The 16,685-nt window shown below is 60.9% G+C and carries 13 protein-coding genes; 9 read left to right on the top strand and 4 right to left on the bottom strand.

Annotation, left to right across the window (positions count from 1 at the left end):
- The first annotated feature begins 309 nt into the window (after nt 1-309).
- Nucleotides 310-1,071 carry an NAD kinase gene (locus AC4FIA_RS13895; RefSeq protein WP_103910869.1) on the top strand — a complete coding sequence of 254 codons (762 nt, stop codon included), beginning with the start codon at nt 310-312 and terminating at the stop codon, nt 1,069-1,071.
- Nucleotides 1,072-1,225: 154 nt separating this feature from the next.
- Here AC4FIA_RS13895 and AC4FIA_RS13890 read toward each other — a convergent pair whose 3' ends face one another.
- Both AC4FIA_RS13890 and AC4FIA_RS13885 read right to left on the bottom strand, forming a co-directional pair.
- Nucleotides 1,226-3,118, bottom strand: coding sequence for a propionyl-CoA synthetase (locus tag AC4FIA_RS13890; RefSeq protein WP_490366352.1), 1,893 nt, complete (start codon nt 3,116-3,118; stop codon nt 1,226-1,228).
- 242 nt (nt 3,119-3,360) lie between these two features.
- Nucleotides 3,361-5,640 carry an NADP-dependent malic enzyme gene (locus tag AC4FIA_RS13885; RefSeq protein ID WP_490366351.1) on the bottom strand — a complete coding sequence of 760 codons (2,280 nt, stop codon included), beginning with the start codon at nt 5,638-5,640 and terminating at the stop codon, nt 3,361-3,363.
- 239 nt (nt 5,641-5,879) lie between these two features.
- Between AC4FIA_RS13885 and cdd the strand changes: the two genes are divergently transcribed.
- From cdd to AC4FIA_RS13855, 6 genes are all read left to right on the top strand, one after another.
- A complete protein-coding gene (gene cdd, locus AC4FIA_RS13880; protein ID WP_490366350.1) occupies nt 5,880-6,272 on the top strand; it encodes a cytidine deaminase in 393 nt (130 codons plus the stop codon).
- Entirely contained in the window at nt 6,272-7,588 is a 1,317-nt protein-coding gene (locus AC4FIA_RS13875; protein ID WP_490366349.1) for a thymidine phosphorylase, read from the top strand. The genes cdd and AC4FIA_RS13875 overlap by 1 nt, the downstream gene beginning before the upstream one ends.
- Nucleotides 7,585-8,793, top strand: a complete 1,209-nt coding sequence (locus AC4FIA_RS13870) for a phosphopentomutase (protein WP_490366348.1) — start codon at nt 7,585-7,587, stop codon at nt 8,791-8,793. Before AC4FIA_RS13875 ends, AC4FIA_RS13870 begins: the two co-directional genes overlap by 4 nt.
- Complete coding sequence (locus tag AC4FIA_RS13865; RefSeq protein ID WP_490366347.1) at nt 8,793-9,824, top strand: adenosine deaminase; 1,032 nt, start codon at nt 8,793-8,795, stop codon at nt 9,822-9,824. Before AC4FIA_RS13870 ends, AC4FIA_RS13865 begins: the two co-directional genes overlap by 1 nt.
- A complete protein-coding gene (gene upp, locus AC4FIA_RS13860; protein ID WP_103910874.1) occupies nt 9,821-10,453 on the top strand; it encodes a uracil phosphoribosyltransferase in 633 nt (210 codons plus the stop codon). Before AC4FIA_RS13865 ends, upp begins: the two co-directional genes overlap by 4 nt.
- 65 nt (nt 10,454-10,518) lie before the next feature.
- Nucleotides 10,519-11,496 (top strand): hypothetical protein, encoded by a 978-nt coding sequence (locus tag AC4FIA_RS13855; RefSeq protein WP_490366346.1) that lies wholly within the window; start codon nt 10,519-10,521, stop codon nt 11,494-11,496.
- A gap of 141 nt (nt 11,497-11,637) precedes the next feature.
- Here the strand turns inward: AC4FIA_RS13855 and AC4FIA_RS13850 are convergent, their stop codons facing one another.
- Nucleotides 11,638-12,666: a hypothetical protein gene (locus AC4FIA_RS13850; protein ID WP_490366345.1), complete on the bottom strand. Its 1,029-nt coding sequence runs from the start codon at nt 12,664-12,666 to the stop codon at nt 11,638-11,640.
- A gap of 74 nt (nt 12,667-12,740) precedes the next feature.
- Nucleotides 12,741-14,369 carry an AMP-binding protein gene (locus AC4FIA_RS13845; protein ID WP_490366344.1) on the bottom strand — a complete coding sequence of 543 codons (1,629 nt, stop codon included), beginning with the start codon at nt 14,367-14,369 and terminating at the stop codon, nt 12,741-12,743.
- A gap of 220 nt (nt 14,370-14,589) precedes the next feature.
- Here AC4FIA_RS13845 and AC4FIA_RS13840 point away from each other — a divergent pair, with 220 nt between their 5' ends.
- Together AC4FIA_RS13840 and AC4FIA_RS13835 are read left to right on the top strand one after the other, a co-directional pair.
- Entirely contained in the window at nt 14,590-15,243 is a 654-nt protein-coding gene (locus tag AC4FIA_RS13840) for a sulfotransferase family 2 domain-containing protein (protein WP_490366343.1), read from the top strand.
- A gap of 74 nt (nt 15,244-15,317) precedes the next feature.
- On the top strand, nt 15,318-16,532 hold the full coding sequence (locus AC4FIA_RS13835; protein WP_490366342.1) for an acetyl-CoA C-acyltransferase: 1,215 nt from the start codon (nt 15,318-15,320) through the stop codon (nt 16,530-16,532).
- The last annotated feature ends 153 nt before the right edge of the window (nt 16,533-16,685 follow it).

Here is a 16,685-nt window from a genome sequence, read left to right as displayed (position 1 = left end):
TCTCGTCGCGCTGACGACCAAGCTCACCCGTGATCGACGCAAATAGCTCGGGGTCACTCTCGGATAGCGGGGTGGTGAAGAAGCCGTCTTCAAGGTGAGAGGCGGTCATGTTGCAGGTACTCCTGTCGCGTGGATTCGTTGCGGCGTTTCGTATCGGAAACACAATAAGATGTCCAAGGTGATAAACCGGTCTGATACGACAATGTAAATCCCGTTGGCGGCAAAATATCGGTCTAACCTATCGTCTTGCTGGTCCATCGGGGGAGTTTGTGGTTCTTTCGGAGCCAAAGGGTTCGCACAGGAAACAAAATGGCGCTTCGTATCGCTTTTGCAGCCTCTAACGCGCCGATCGCGCAGGCCGCTTTACAGACTTTGACCCGCCGGTATGGGGACCATTCCGAAAAGGGCGCTGATGTGATCGTCGCTTTGGGCGGCGACGGGTTTATGTTGCAGACGCTTCACCGCACACAGGATCTGGATGCGCCGGTCTACGGGATGAACCGTGGCACAGTTGGCTTCCTGATGAACGAGTATTCCGAGCACCTGCTGGAAGAACGTCTGGATGCGGCCGAGGAAGAGGTGATCAACCCGCTGTCCATGCGCGCTGTGACCCGCGATGGCGAGGTGCACAATGCGCTGGCCATCAACGAGGTGTCGCTGCTGCGCTCAGGCCCGCAAGCGGCGCGGTTGAAGATTTCGGTCGATGGCAAGTTGCGGATGGCCGAACTTGTCTGTGACGGTGCACTGGTGGCGACACCTGCGGGGTCGACGGCCTATAATTATTCTGCCCACGGGCCGATTTTGCCGATCGGATCGGATGTTCTGGCGCTGACCGCGATGTCGGCGTTCCGCCCCCGTCGCTGGCGCGGTGCCTTGCTGCCGTCAAGCGCACATGTGCGGTTTGATGTTGTCGATCCCGACAAACGCCCCGTGATGGCCGAAGCGGATGCGCGGGCGGTCGAGGATGTGGTGCAGGTCGATATCAAATCAGAGCCGTCGATTGCACACCGTGTTCTGTTCGACCCGGGTCATGGGCTGGAAGAGCGGCTGCTGCGCGAGCAATTCGTTTAACCCGCCTGATCCAATTGTGCGGCCTGTCGGCCGCGCAGGTTTTCCGCGCCGTCGCTGACGCTTTGGCGCGCGTGCGGGCGCCCTTTGGCGGACCAAAAGGAACGGGGCCGCGCCTACGGCACGACCCCGAACACCCAGGGACTTAACTTTTGGCTTAGGCTTTGGGGTAGCCCAGTGTTTTCACCGCGTCGCTGATTTCATCGAGGATCGCGGGATCGTCGATGGTCGCGGGCATTTTGAACTCTTGTCCGTCGGCGATGGATGCCATGGTGCGGCGAAGGATTTTGCCTGAGCGTGTTTTGGGCAGGCGATCAACCACAGTGCAGAGTTTGAACGCCGCCACCGGACCGATCTGATCGCGGACGCGCTTCACGCATTCTGCGGCGATTTCACCGTGATCGCGGTTCACGCCGGTTGTCAGGCAGACAAAGCCCATGGGCAGCTGGCCTTTGAAGCTGTCTGCGACGCCAACCACGGCGCATTCCGCCACATCGGGGTGACCGGCCAGAACCTCTTCCATCGCGCCGGTGGACAGGCGGTGGCCTGCGACGTTGATGACGTCATCGGTGCGCGCCATGATGTAGAGATAGCCGTCTTCGTCGATCATGCCTGCATCGCCGGTTTCATAGTAGCCGGGGAATTGCTGGAGATAGCTTTTGCGGAAGCGGTCTTCTGCGTTCCACAGAGTCGGAAGTGTGCCCGGGGGCAGGGGCAATTTGACGGCGATGGCGCCCAGTTCGCCCGCTTTCATCGGGTGACCGGCTTCGTCCAGAATTTGCACGTCGTAGCCCGGCATCGGAACCGAGGGAGAGCCGATTTTCACGGGCAGTTCTTCGATGCCTGCGGGCATGCCGGCGATGGTCCAGCCGGTCTCCGTCTGCCACCAGTGATCGTAGATCGGTTTGCCAGTGACGCGCTGCGCCCATTCGATGGTGTCCGGATCGGCGCGTTCGCCTGCCAGATAGATGGCGCGCAGGCCCGAGATGTCGTGGCCCTTCATCAGTTCGACCTTGGGGTCGTCGCGTTTCACGGCGCGGAAGGCCGTGGGCGCTGTGAAGAAGGATTTCACGTCGTATTCGGAAATGATGCGCCAGAAGGTCGAGGCATCAGGCGTGCCGATGGGTTTGCCTTCGAACAGAACGGTGGTGTTGCCGTGGATCAGCGGACCGTAGACAATATAGCTGTGGCCCACGACCCAGCCCACGTCGGATGCGGCCCAGAACACCTCGCCGGGATTGACGTTGTAGATGTTCTTCATGGTCCAGTTCAGCGCAACCAGATGGCCGCCTGTGTGGCGGACAACGCCCTTGGGCGCGCCGGTGGTGCCGGAGGTATAGAGGATATAGGCGGGGTGGTTGCCTTCGACCGGTGTGCAGCCTGTAGGCTCGGTGCCTTCCTGAACGCTGTCCCAATCGTAATCACGACCCTCGACCAGTGTCGCCTGCGCCTGCGGGCGCTGGTAAGTCACCGTGAACTCGGGCTTGTGTTCGGCCAGTTCAATCGCGCCGTCCAGAAGGGGTTTGTATTCCACGACGCGGCCCGGTTCGATCCCGCAGGAGGCAGCGATGATCGCCTTGGGTTTTGCGTCGTCGATGCGCACCGCCAGTTCGTGCGCTGCAAAGCCGCCGAAAACGACCGAGTGGATCGCACCCAGACGGGCGCAGGCCAGCATCGCAACGGCGGTCTGCGGGATCATCGGCATGTAGATGATAACGCGGTCGCCCTTTTCGATGCCCTTGGCTTTCAGTGCGCCGGCAAAGGCCGCAACATCGCGCTGCAGTTCGGCGAATGTGATGGTCTGTTTGGTGTCGGTGACGGGGCTGTCATAGATGATGGCCGCCTGATCGCCGCGCCCTGCTTCGACGTGGCGGTCCACGCAGTTGTAGCAAGTGTTGGTTTCGCCATCGGCGAACCATTCGAACATATCGTTGCCCAGTTCGGACAGGGCTTTGGACGGGGCTTTCGTCCAATCGATGGCCTCGGCAGCTTTCATCCAGAAGGCTTCGGGATTGCTCTTCCATTCGGCATAGACGTCTTTGTAGGTCATCGATCAGCTCCTCCTCGTCACGATAGGGAAGTGTTAGAAAGCCGATGATGGTGGCGCAAGCCCCGTTACCGCAACCAGAAAAAATCCGGTGGGGAAGTTTACAGAATTTGCTGAGGTGTCTGTAAATTACTTAACAAATTGTCTATTTCTGCGTCTGATCAAATGCTTAGGGCGCTGACCCGCATGGGGTGCAGCGCCCTGAAATGTCGATAAACGACCGTTCAGAAACGATCTGTCTGAGTTCAGCCGTATTGCGACACCGGCGTGCCTGCCAGAGCGGCCACGTTCAGCAGCCCGCGGGCGGTGATCGACGGCGTCACGATGTGGGCGCGGTTGCCCATGCCCATCAGGATCGGACCGACTTCCAAAGCGCCCGCTTTCATTTTGAGAATGTTCCGCACGCCCGAGGCCGCGTCAGCATGGGCAAAGATCAGGATGTTGGCATTGCCGGTCATCCGGTTGGTCGGCAGCAAACGTTCACGCAGTTCTGTGTCCAGCGCGGCCTCGACGTTCATTTCGCCCTCATAACAGAAATCACGCGGCTTGCTGTCGAGGATGGCGATGGCGGCGCGCAGGCGTTCGGCGGCTTCGCTGTGCTGATTGCCGAACTGGCTTTGCGAACACAGCGCGATCTTGGGGTCGATGCCAAAGCGGCGGGCATGGCGGGCCGCACCGATCACGGTTTCGGCGATCTGATCCGGTGTTGGGGTCACATGCACATGGGTGTCGGCGATAAACAGGGGGCCGTCTTCCATGATCATCAGGCTCAGCGCGCCTTGGGGCGACAGGCCTTCGGTGCCCAGCACCTGATTGACGTAGTTCAGGTGCCATTTGAATTCGCCAAAGCTGCCGCAGATCATGCTGTCGGCTTCGTCGCGGTGGACCATGACAGCGGCAATCGCCGTGGTGTTGGTGCGCATGATCGCGCGGGCGATGTCGGGGGTGACGCCCTGACGGGCCATCAACTGGTGATAGCTTTGCCAGTAGTCGCGATAACGCGGGTCGTTTTCGGGGTTCACAAGGTTGAAGTCACGCTCGGGGCGGATTTCAAGGCCCAGACGTTCGCACCGGCGCGAGATGACCTCGGGGCGGCCGATCAGGATGGGCTGTTCGGTGGTTTCCTCCAGAATCGCCTGCGCGGCACGCAACACGCGTTCATCTTCGCCCTCGGCAAAGACGATGCGGCGCGATGCGGTGGCGGCGGCTTGGAAGACAGGGCGCATCAGCAGCGCCGATTTGTAGACCGAGGCGTCCAGTTTGCGGCGGTAGGCAGCGATATCTTCCAACGGACGTGTCGCAACGCCGCTGTCCATCGCCGCTTTGGCAACGGCGGTCGAGACGACGCCGGACAGACGCGGATCAAAAGGTTTCGGGATCAGGTAATCGGCCCCGAATGTCAGGCTTTCGCCCTGATAGGCAGCGGCTGCTTCTGCGGATGTGGTGGCGCGGGCAAGGGCGGCAATGCCCTCGACGCAGGCGACCTGCATTTCGTCGTTGATCTCGGTCGCGCCGACGTCCAGCGCGCCACGGAAGATGAACGGGAAACACAGGACGTTGTTGACCTGATTGGGGAAATCCGAACGGCCTGTGGCAATGATCGCATCGGGCGATACGGCGCGGACCTCGTCTGGCATGATTTCAGGGGTCGGGTTGGCAAGTGCGAAAATGATCGGGCGGTTGGCCATTGTTGCGACCATTTCGGGCTTCAGCACCTTCGGGCCGGACAGGCCAAGGAACAGGTCCGCGCCTTCGATCACTTCGGCCAGTGTTTTCGGCTGATCCCCTTGGGCAAAGGCCGCTTTCTGGGGCGTCATATCCTCTTCGCGGCCATTGTAGACCAGTCCGTGCAGGTCGCAGAGCCACACGTTTTCACGCTTCACGCCCAGCTTTAGCAGCATGTTGAGGCAGGCAATGCCCGCAGCGCCGCCGCCGGTCGAGACGATTTTGATATCTTCAAAGGATTTGCCCGCAACGCGCAGCGCGTTGGTGGCCGCCGCGCCCACAACGATGGCGGTTCCGTGCTGGTCGTCGTGGAAAACAGGGATGTTCATCCGCTCGCGGCAAATTTGTTCAACGATAAAACAATCTGGTGCTTTGATGTCTTCCAGATTGATCGCGCCAAAGGTCGGTTCCAGCGCGCAGACGATATCTGCCAGCTTTTCAGGGTCCGATTCGTTCAGTTCGATGTCGAAACAGTCGATGCCTGCGAACTTTTTGAACAGAACCGCTTTGCCCTCCATCACCGGCTTGGATGCAAGTGCGCCGATGTTGCCAAGGCCAAGCACCGCTGTGCCATTGGTGACAACCGCCACCAGATTGCCGCGTGTGGTGTAACGCGCTGCATTTGCTGGATCTTCTTTGATTTCGATGCAGGCCTCGGCCACGCCAGGAGAATACGCCCGTGCCAGATCGCGCCCGTTTGCCATGGGCTTGGTCGCGCGGATTTCCAGTTTCCCGGGGCGCGGTTCTTCGTGGTAGGTCAGGGCCGTTTGGCGAAAACTATCGGTTGGCGAATTGGACATTTCGGGCTCCATTCGGAATTTGGTTGAGCGCTAAACTAATTTTGGCGTCAGGGAAACCCGATTTGCGGGAAATGCCCCGGATATTCCGGAAATCTGGTCACTGACTAAGGTCATCTTTGCGGAAGATGATATAACTTGTCTGTTTGGTAAAATTTCTTGAGGTTCCGCAACGCCTCCCCCCTTGCGCACAATACTACAGGGGCGCAATGTGTCACCCATTCCATATGAGTGAGGTTGCAATGACATTGCGGGATGACGCCAAGCGCGTACGCGAAAACGCCTATGCCCCCTATTCGAATTTCAAGGTCGGCGCGGCGCTGGAAACGCCGTCGGGCACCGTCTTTGTCGGGGTGAACGTGGAAAACGTCGCCTATCCCGAGGGCACCTGCGCCGAAGCGGGCGCGCTTGCCGCCATGATCGCAGCAGGCGAGACGAAATTCAGCAAGGCCTATGTGATCGCCGATGCGCCGTCGCCCGTGCCGCCCTGTGGTGGCTGCCGCCAGAAGCTGGCCGAATTCGCAGCCGAAGGCGCGACCGTCACAATGGCCACGCTTGAAGGGACGGAAAAAACCGTCACCATCCCCGAATTGCTGCCCGGCGCGTTTGATCAAGGCCACATGGACCGCACCTGATGGACGCACGCAGCATCATCGCCCAGCTTCGCCGTGGCGAAACGCCTGACCCCGAAGCGATCGCATGGTTCGCTCAGGGGCTTGCCGACGGCAGTGTCAGTGACGCGCAGGCAGGGGCCTTTGCCATGGCGGTCTGTTTGCGCGGGTTGGGTGATCAGGGCCGCGCCGCACTGACTTTGGCGATGCGTGATTCCGGTCATGTGATGGGCTGGGATCTGGATGGCCCCGTGATTGATAAACATTCCACCGGTGGCGTGGGCGACTGTGTGTCTTTGGTTCTTGCCCCCGCTTTGGCCGCTTGTGGCGTCTATGTCCCTATGATTTCCGGTCGCGGGCTGGGCCATACCGGCGGCACGCTTGATAAGCTTGAGGCGATCCCCGGTGTGCGCACCGATGTGGACGAGGCCAAATTCCGTGCCATCGTGGCCGAAGCAGGCTGCGCCATCGTCAGCGCCAGCACTGATATCGCCCCTGCTGATAAACGCCTTTATGCGATCCGCGACGTGACAGCGACGGTCGAAAGCATTGATCTGATCTGCGCGTCGATCCTGTCCAAGAAACTGGCAGGCGGGTTAGAGGCGCTGGTTCTGGACGTGAAATTCGGATCGGGCGCATTCATGAAAACGGTGGATGAGGCGCGCGAACTGGCGCAGGCCTTGGTCGATACCGCCAATGCCGCCGGTTGCCCGACCACCGCTTTGCTGACCGACATGAACCAGCCCTTGGCAGACAGCCTTGGCAACGCGGTCGAGGTCGCGTCATCCATGCGGGTTCTGACAGGGGCCGACTTCGGGCGTCTGGGCGAACTGACGGTCGAACTGGGCGGTGCGCTGCTGGCATTGGCAAAGGTGGCGCCGGACGCCAAGGCAGGGGCCGCAAAGCTGCGTCAGGTCATCGCGTCGGGCGCTGCTGCCGACCATATGGGCCGGATGATCTATGCGATGGGCGGGCCGAAGAATTTCGTCGAGGATTGGACCCGCTTCCTGCCTGAAGCCACCGTGATCACCGAGGTCACTGCACCCGAAGCGGGCTATATCAGCGCGATTGATGGAGAGGCCTTGGGCCTGACCGTTGTGGGTCTGGGCGGCGGGCGTCAGGTGGAAAGCGATGTGGTCGATCCTGCTGTCGGCGTCACTGATCTGGTCCCGCTGGGCACCAAGGTTGCCAAAGGCCAGCCCTTGGCCCGTGTCCATTCCAGCCGCTTGACGCAAGCCGAACAGGCGGTGGGCGAAGTGTTGGGCGCGATCACCATCGGCGCAAAGCCGGATGTCGGGTCGCTGGTTCAGGAACAGGTCAACGCAAGGGGGCCAAAATGACCCGCGCGTTTCTGGTTGTGATGGACAGCGTCGGTATCGGCGGCGCACCGGATGCGCATCGGTATTTCAATGGTGATCGGCCTGATACGGGCGCGAACACCGTGGCCCACATCGCGCAGGCCTGCGCCGAGGGGCGGGCCGAAGATGGGCGCAGCGGCCCGTTGCATCTGCCCAACCTCAATGCACTCGGGCTGGGCGCGTCGGTTGAGCTGGCCTCAGGCGTGACAGCGCCGGGGTTAACAGCCACGCCTGTGGGTCTTTGGGGGGCTGCGACCGAGGAGTCCAAGGGCAAGGACACGCCTTCGGGCCACTGGGAACTGGCCGGTCTGCCGGTGCCGTGGGACTGGGCCTATTTCCCTGTGTCCGTCCCGAGCTTCCCTGAGGACCTGACCAGACGCGTCTGCGAACTGGCGGGAACAGAGGGCATTCTGGCCAATTGCCACGGCTCGGGCACGGTCATGCTGGATGAATTCGGCGCGGAACACATCCGGACCGGCTGGCCGATTTGCTATACCTCGGCGGACTCCGTGTTCCAGATCGCGGCGCATGAGGAATACTTTGGCTTGCAACGCCTGCTGGACCTGTGCGCGGCCATCGCGCCGACGTTGCACGACATGAAAGTGGGCCGTGTCATCGCCCGCCCGTTTGTGGGCGAGCCCGGCAATTTCACCCGCACCACGAACCGCCGCGATTATGCCATTCGCCCGCCCGAACCGATCCTGACCAACTGGGCGCAGGATGCAGGACGCAAGGTGTTTGCTGTTGGCAAGATCGGCGACATCTTTTCGATGGAGGGCATCGATGAGGTGCGCAAAGGCGATGATGCCACGCTGATGGGCCATCTGCACGATCTGGTGCGCGACGCGCCCGAAGGCAGCCTGACATTCGCGAACTTTGTCGAGTTCGACTCGCTCTACGGTCACCGCCGCAACATCGCGGGTTATGCCGCCGCGTTGGAACGCTTCGATCAGGGGATCGGCCGTGTGCTGGACAGCCTGAAAGACGGTGATCTGCTGATCCTGACGGCAGATCACGGCAACGACCCCAGCTGGACGGGCACCGACCACACCCGCGAACGTGTGCCTGTGTTGATCGCGGGGAAGGGCGCTGGCACCATGGGACATGTGGGTTTTGCAGATGTCGCGGCCTCGGTCGCGGATCATCTGGGACTAGACGCGCGCGGCGCGGGAAAGAGCTTTTTGTGATGTCGGATCGTGATCCTGATGCGCCCCTGACGGAAGAAGACCTGTACGAGGTCGCGAACCTGCCCAAGGTCGAACTGCACCTGCACCACGAAGGCGCGGCGCCACCCCAGTTTATTCGTGGTCTGGCGCGTGAAAAGAACGTCGATATCTCGAAGGTGTTCAGAAAAGACGGCAGCTATGACTTTCAGGGCTTCTTGCATTTCCTGTCGGTTTACGAGGCCGCGACAAGCGTTCTGAAAACGCCTGATGATTACGCCCGCCTGACCACCGCCATTCTGGAAGAAAGCGCCAAGAACGGCGTCGTCTACACCGAAAGCTTTATCAGCCCCGATTTCTGCGGCGGCGGCGATGTCGAGGCATGGCGCGACTACCTTCATGCGATCCGCGAAGCCGCCGATGCGGCCGAACGCGACATGGGCATCACCCTGCGCGGGGTCGTGACCTGCGTGCGCCATTTCGGGCCGGAGCAGGCCAAGGCATCCGCGCTCTGTGCGGCGGAAACCGCGGGCGACTGGATTGTCGGGTTCGGCATGGGCGGGGATGAAAACAAGGGCAAGCAAAGCGACTTTGCCTACTCCTATGACATGGCGCGCGAGGCAGGCCTGAAACTGACCACCCACGCCGGTGAATGGCGCGGTCCATCGGAAGTGCGCGAAGCGGTCGAGGCGCTGAATGTGATCCGCATCGGTCACGGGGTGCGCGCGATCGAAGATCCCGCGCTTTGCGAAATGCTGGCGGAACGCGATGTGGTGCTTGAGGTCTGTCCGGGATCGAACGTGGTGCTGGGCGTCTACAAGTCGCTTAGGGATCACCCGATTGCCAAGCTGAAGGATCGTGGGGTCAAGGTGACCGTTTCAACCGATGACCCGCCGTTTTTCCACACCACGATGCGCGACGAATACGTCAACCTTGCCAAAACATTGAATTGGGATGCCTCGGTGTTCCGCGACTTGAACCAAACCGCGCTGGACGCGGCCTTTTGCGACGGTGCCACCCGCGACGCCGTCGCCAAACGATTGGAGATTTCATGACCCAACATCTGACCATCGTCGATCACCCGCTCGTCCAGCACAAATTGACGCTGATGCGCGAACGCGATACCTCGACCGCCGTTTTCCGCCAGCTTCTGCGCGAAATCAGCCAGTTTCTGGCCTATGAGGTCACGCGCGACCTGCCGATGACCAAACGGACCATCGACACACCACTTCAGGAAATGGAGGCACCGGTGCTGGCGGGCAAAAAGCTTGCTCTGATTTCGATCCTGCGGGCTGGGAACGGGTTGCTGGACGGGGTGTTGGAGCTGATCCCGTCGGCCCGTGTCGGGTTTGTCGGCCTGTACCGCGATGAAGAAACGCTGGAGCCGGTGCAATACTATTTCAAAGTGCCGGAAAGCCTTGAAGATCGTCTGGTGATCGCCGTCGATCCGATGCTGGCCACGGGCAATTCGTCGGTTGCAGCAATCGACCTTTTGAAGAAGTCAGGCGCCAAGAACATCCGCTTCCTCTGCCTGCTGGCTTCCCCCGAGGGCGTGGCCCGTATGAAAGAGGCCCATCCCGATGTGCCCATCGTGACCGCATCGCTGGATAGTCATCTGAACGAAAAGGGCTATATCGTGCCTGGGCTCGGGGACGCTGGCGACCGGATGTTCGGCACAAAATAGGCGTAGTCCCCGCTTTACAGACGCAAGGTGTTGATGCATTCTGCGTCCAATCTGTGGGGTATGACATGAAACTGAAACGCGCGCTCGCTCTTGTTTATCTGGCGTCATCCTGTGCCTTTGCCTTTATGGCTCAGGCCCAGCAAGGAACGGACATTCCTGCAGAATTCCCGCCCGCCAGTTACGAAGGTCGCCAGTATGTCGACAGCCGTGGCTGCGTGTATGTACGCGCAGGCATCGATGGTGCGGTCGACTGGGTGCCGCGTGTCAGCCGTGCACGGGAACATCTGTGCGGCGCGCAGCCGACCTTTGCTGCTGCCGCCCCTGCGCCAACCGTCGCGCCCATCCCGAAAGACGCGATCAAGATCGTGCCGGCCACCACGGTCGCGCCTGCGGCCAAACCAGCTGCGGCGCCGCAGCAACCGGTACGCGTCGTGCGCACCGCACCTGCGCCCGCGCCGGTGGCCAAGCCTGTCGCTAAAACAATCGTAAAGGCGCCAGCTTCCAAGCCCGTGGCGCCAGCGCCCAAGGTGGTCAAAACGCTGCCCAAAGTGGCCACGCCGCGTGTCGTGACGGCTGCGCCTGTTCCGCAAAAACGCATGATTGAAGTGCCTGCAGATAACCAGAGCGCCTGTCAGGGCGCGTCGGCGATTTCGAACAAATACATCGGAAATGGTGGCCGTTATCCGGTGCGCTGCGGGTCTCAGGACACAGGCCACGTGACAGAAATCCGCCGCAGCAAAGTCACGCCGTCTGGCGGTTCGTTCCGGTCCTATCAGGACAGCCGCGGCGGCAACCTGCCGGGCAACACCGTGATCGTCCCCAAGCATGTTTATGACGATCACGAAGGCATCAAACCGCAGATCCCGGCAGGTTACCGGTCTGTTTGGGAAGATGATCGCCTGAACCCCTACCGCGCCTATCAGACGGTTCAGGGGTATTACGACACTCAGGCCAAGTGGACAAACACCGTTCCGCGCCGCATGCTGACACCGTCCGAGGCAGCGAAGGCCAAAACCAAAGCGCCGAAAATCGTCAGCCGCTAAGGGGCTTTGCCACCTTGGCCTGCGGCCAATTCCCCCAAGGTATTTGGGGACAGAAAATACTTGTGATCTGAGCGCCAAACCCGAGGTCGGAGCCGAAGGCTGAGGCCGAGATGACCTGTGCGGCGCAGCCGCGCATCTGGATCAGTTGCCACAAATACCCTGAAGGCGGATCCAGTCGCCGTCAGCCAGAACCTGACGGCTGCCTTCCGAGGCGCGGGGATCCGCTTCGATCAGGGCCAATGTCGTTTCGCCGGTGACGTCCACCGCATAGGCATAAGGTGAAGACCGCAGTTCGGCGGCGCTAAAGGCCGCGATCAAAAGCTGCGGATCAACGGGCGCATTGGGTTGGACCATGACGTGTTCGGCGTAGCTGTCCAGCGCGCTGTCGGGCAAAGAGCCTGTGGTCAGCAGCTTCAGGCTGGCCCAGAGGCCCGCGTGTTCCAGCAGATCCTGAAGCGGATCACTCGCCGCCGCGCGGACCGCTTCGGCTAGGATGTAGCCTGCGGGCACATCGGCATCTTCGGGGTCTTCGACCAGCGCGCGGTTCAGAAGGATGCGACCGCCGGGCAGGTGGGTTGTGGTGGCAACGCCATCGGGCAGGACGACCAGCGCATTTGATCGTTGCGGGCCAAGGATACGTGCCGCCAGTTTGCGCAGCGGCTCTTTCGCCTCGGGTGCGGCACAGGGGCTGCCGGTGACGCGGCTGATCCGGTCCAGAAGCGCGGTGCCGATTTCGGCGCGTTTGACGGGGGGCACGACTTTGCCCGAATAACTCAGCAAAGCGCCGGGCAGCCAGAAGACGGCCAAACCGACGATCGCCACGGCGGAAACACCTGCTAGAATGTGGCGCAGTTTTCCGGGTTGGGGGCGACTGCGGTCGACGGCACGCAGGATCCGGTCCAGAGCGTCGATCATCTGATCTTCACCCTCGGCCAGTTCCAATGTTTCGTTCGGATCGCCGTCGGGGTGATAGATCGCGGGGCGGTCGCCTTTGGCGCTGGCCCGTTCAATGGCAGCAAGCGACCAGTGGCCCAGCACGCGGTCTTGCATGTCGGCGATGGTCAGGGTCGCATCGCCCAGGGACACAACCACTTCACGCCGTTGCGCCGCGCCATCCGCGCGCCACAGGCCCGTGGCCTCAAGCCGTTCGTATTCGTGTAGTGCTGTCATACCGCCGGGCTGCCCTGCCTCTTTGCGGCGCACGCTAGCACGGGCAAAGGGACAAGGGCAACGCGCGGCGGCATTCAGAGCGTTTTTGCCGCTTCGCGCAGGGCGAACTTCTGGATTTTACCGGTCGATGTTTTCGGCAGTTCCTGAAAAACGACCTTCTTGGGCGTTTTGAAACCCGCCAGTGTTTCCCGAGAGAAGGCGATCAGCGTGGCTTCGTCCACCTCGCAGCCTTCTTTCAGTTCCACAAAGGCGCAGGGCACTTCGCCCCATTTCTCGTCGGGTTTCGCGACCACCGCGCAAAGGCTGACGGCATCGTGGCCCATCAGCACGGATTCAACCTCGACCGACGAGATGTTTTCCCCGCCCGAGATGATGATGTCTTTGGCGCGGTCCGCGATGCGCAGATAGCCGTCTTCTTCCAGAAGCGCGATGTCACCGGAATGGAAGTAGCCGCCTGCAAAGGCCTCGGCCGTGGCTTCGGGGTTTTTGTAGTAGCCCTTCATCACGCCGTTGCCGCGGAACATGATTTCGCCGCGCGTTTCGGCGTCGCGCGGTACGCGGTTCATGCTGTCGCCGTCCATGACGGTAACCTCTTCGATGAACGGCATGGCCACGCCCTGACGGGCCTTCAGCGATGCGCGTTCGGCGCCTTTGGTGTCGTCCCACTTGCTGCGCCATGTGCATTCGGTGGCGGGGCCATAGGTTTCGGTCAGGCCATAGACATGCGTGATGTTGAAACCCAAGGGTTCGATCTTGGCCAGCGTCGCGGGGGCAGGGGGCGCGCCTGCGGTAAAGACCTCGACCACGTGATCGAAATCGCGGCGGTCAGCCTCGGGCGCGTTGATCAGCATGTTCAGAACGATGGGCGCGCCGCCGAAATGCGTGACCTTTTCGTCCGCGATGATGCGGTAGATATCTTTCGCAACGATATCACGACAGCAGGCGATCGTGCCGCCGACCGCAGGCATCAGCCATGTGTGGCACCAGCCGTTGCAGTGGAACAACGGGACGATCGTCAGGTAAACGGGGTTCATCACGATGCGCCATGAAATGACCTGACCCATGGCATTCAGATAGGCCCCGCGGTGGTGATAGACGACACCCTTGGGGCGGCCAGTGGTGCCCGAGGTATAGTTCAGCGCGATGCTTTCCCATTCGTCCTGCGGATAGACCCACGCAAAATTCGTATCGCCTTCGGCCAGCAGATCGTCATAGGTCGGGTGGCGGCCTGTGGCTGTCAGCCCCGCGACGGTATCCACGACCTCGATGATTTCGGGGCCTTCGGTTTCGGCGCGCGCTTTGGCGGCTTCAGCCAGTTCGATGAACTGCGTGTCGACCAGTGCGATTTTGGCTCCGCCGTGGTCAAAAATGTAGGCGACGGTGTCCACGTCCAGACGGGTGTTGATCGAATTCAGGATCGCACCAGTGGCGGGCACGCCAAAGTGCGCTTCGGCATGGGCGGGGATGTTGGGCAGGATCGTTGCGACCACATCGCCAGACACAACACCACGTTTGGACAGGCCCGAGGCCAGCTGGGTCACGCGGTTGCGGTATTCGGCATAGGTTACACGGTGCGATCCGTAAACGACGGCAAGATGGTCGGCGAAGACATCTGCGGCGCGTGCCAGAAATGACAGCGGCGTCAGTGCAGTGTAGTTCGCGGCGTTCTTGTCCAGCCCGGTTTCATCGGCCAACCAGCCCATAGTCCTCTCCCCTTTTAATCTCCGGAGCAGAGATGAGCAGGTTTTGAAATCCAAGAAAAGGGCGACAAAGGCATGTTAGCGCTAGGGGTGAGGAAATACTTACCGCCCGAGACAACTTGCCACGGCATCGCAGTTTACCCGCTAGGTGAGAGCATCATTTCAAACACACTATCCGGAGTTGCCATTGCGCAGTGATCAAAGGGCGCTGTAAAAAGCGCCTATGATTATTTCACCCGGTCGTGGTTACATTTTTGTACATATCCCTAAGTCGGGTGGCACATCGCTGGCGATGGCGCTTGAGGATCGTGCCCATAAGGATGACATCCTGATCGGCGACACGCCCAAGGCGGTCAAGCGGCGCAATCGGCTGAAGGGCGTCACGACCAAAGGGCGGCTTTGGAAGCATTCCACGCTGGCCGATATCGAAGGCATCCTGCCGCAAGATCAGCTTGCCCCTTTGAAAGTATTCACCCTGATCCGCAATCCGTGGGACCGGTTGGTCAGCTATTACCACTGGCTGCGCGAACAAAGCTTTTTGCATCCGGCTGTGGCGCTGGCCAAAAGCCTCGATTTCGATCGCTTTCTGGCGCATCCGGTGATCGCGGACGGCATTCGAAGCAATGACTATCCCAGCTATGTGACCACGTCGGATGGGGTCGAGCAGCCCTGTAGCTTTCTAAAGTTGGAAGAGCCGGACGCTGCGCTGGACGCGTTCGAGGCGCATCTGGGGTTTCACCCTGACTTGGGGCACGAAAACGCATCGGATCGGGCAAGGGACTGGCGCGGGTATTACAGCGATCAAACCGCAGGTCTGGTGGCGGACATCTGCGCCAAGGACATCGCACGCTTCGGCTACGCCTTCGATCCTGAATAATAAACGGCCGTTCATTTTTGCTTGCGCTTCGGCGCGAAAAGCGCAGTCTGAACCCATGTGAGGGAGGAACAGACATGCCACGCGATCTGACAGCAGAACCGGTAATGATCCTTGGGGCGGCGCGTACGCCGCTGGGGGCGTTTCAGGGGGCGTTTTCGCCCTTGTCGGCCACCGAACTGGGGTCGGTCGCGATCCGTGCGGCAGTGGCGCAGGCCGGTGTTGCGCCTGAGCGTGTGGATGAAGTGTTGATGGGCAACGTGTTGTCCGCCGGTCTGGGCCAGGCACCTGCACGGCAGGCGGCGCTGGGGGCTGGTCTGTCGACGGCGACGCCCTGCACAACAGTGTCCAAGGTTTGCGGATCGGGGATGAAGGCCGTGATGCAGGCCCATGACGCGATCAAGGTTGGCAGTATCGATTTGGCCGTTGCCGGTGGCATGGAAAGCATGACCAACGCGCCGTATCTGTTGCCCAAGGCACGTGGCGGCGCGCGGATCGGGCATGACCGGATGCTGGATCACATGATGCTGGACGGTCTGGAAGATGCCTATGACATCGCGCCCGACGGCACCCGCCGTTCTATGGGCACCTTTGGCGAGGATTGCGCGCGCAAGTACCAGTTCACCCGTGATTTGCAGGATCAATACGCAATTGAAAGCGTGACGCGCGCCCAAAAGGCCGCATCGGATGGCAGCTTTGACTGGGAAATCGCGCCGGTGACGTTGCGCACCCGTAAGGGCGAACAGACAGTCACACATGATGAAGGCCCGCAGCGGATCGATCCGTCGAAAATTCCGAACCTGCGGCCCGCCTTTGCCAAGGACGGGACCATCACGGCAGCGTCGTCTTCGTCAATCAACGACGGGGCGGCGGCACTGGTTCTGGGTCGCGCGTCCGAGGCCGAGGCTTTGGGGCTGACGCCCATCGCCCGTATCGTCGGCCACGCGGCCTATGCAGGCGAGCCGGGTTGGTTCACCACGGCACCGATCTATGCCAAGCAAAAGCTGGCTGAAAAAATCGGCTGGTCGCTGGACGAGGTCGAGCTGTTCGAAATCAACGAAGCCTTCGCCGTGGTTGCCATGGCGTCCATGTCATCCTGCGGGATTGATCGGGACCGGTTGAACGTGCACGGCGGCGCGGTGGCCTTGGGCCATCCTATCGGCGCATCGGGCGCGCGAATCCTTGTGACGCTGCTGGGGGCGATGAAGGCCCGCAAGGCACGTCGCGGTATCGCCTCGATCTGCATCGGTGGCGGCGAAGCGACAGCAATCGCGTTGGAAATGGAACATTAAGCTCAATTCCAGAAACATTATTTGCCCCCAAAACTGGCATCACCCCTGCTTACTCAACGTAAGCTTGACTGACTGGTAAAATTGGTTTGCAGTTAAACCGACTTTGGTCATCCATTTGTTACAGCAAGCTGCAAAGCCAATTTAAAGCAGTTT

This window comes from Thalassococcus sp., assembly GCF_982780845.1.
The sequence above is the reverse complement of the archived record's forward strand: the minus strand, read 5'-3'. Positions and strand labels throughout refer to the sequence as shown.

Coding starts and splice junctions, on each gene's coding strand:
- AC4FIA_RS13895 (WP_103910869.1), top strand. CDS start 310: ATGGCGCTTCGTATCGCTTTTGCAGCCTCTAACGCGCCGATCGCGCAG.
- AC4FIA_RS13890 (WP_490366352.1), bottom strand. CDS start 3,118: ATGACCTACAAAGACGTCTATGCCGAATGGAAGAGCAATCCCGAAGCC.
- AC4FIA_RS13885 (WP_490366351.1), bottom strand. CDS start 5,640: ATGTCCAATTCGCCAACCGATAGTTTTCGCCAAACGGCCCTGACCTAC.
- cdd (WP_490366350.1), top strand. CDS start 5,880: ATGACATTGCGGGATGACGCCAAGCGCGTACGCGAAAACGCCTATGCC.
- AC4FIA_RS13875 (WP_490366349.1), top strand. CDS start 6,272: ATGGACGCACGCAGCATCATCGCCCAGCTTCGCCGTGGCGAAACGCCT.
- AC4FIA_RS13870 (WP_490366348.1), top strand. CDS start 7,585: ATGACCCGCGCGTTTCTGGTTGTGATGGACAGCGTCGGTATCGGCGGC.
- AC4FIA_RS13865 (WP_490366347.1), top strand. CDS start 8,793: ATGTCGGATCGTGATCCTGATGCGCCCCTGACGGAAGAAGACCTGTAC.
- upp (WP_103910874.1), top strand. CDS start 9,821: ATGACCCAACATCTGACCATCGTCGATCACCCGCTCGTCCAGCACAAA.
- AC4FIA_RS13855 (WP_490366346.1), top strand. CDS start 10,519: ATGAAACTGAAACGCGCGCTCGCTCTTGTTTATCTGGCGTCATCCTGT.
- AC4FIA_RS13850 (WP_490366345.1), bottom strand. CDS start 12,666: ATGACAGCACTACACGAATACGAACGGCTTGAGGCCACGGGCCTGTGG.
- AC4FIA_RS13845 (WP_490366344.1), bottom strand. CDS start 14,369: ATGGGCTGGTTGGCCGATGAAACCGGGCTGGACAAGAACGCCGCGAAC.
- AC4FIA_RS13840 (WP_490366343.1), top strand. CDS start 14,590: ATGATTATTTCACCCGGTCGTGGTTACATTTTTGTACATATCCCTAAG.
- AC4FIA_RS13835 (WP_490366342.1), top strand. CDS start 15,318: ATGCCACGCGATCTGACAGCAGAACCGGTAATGATCCTTGGGGCGGCG.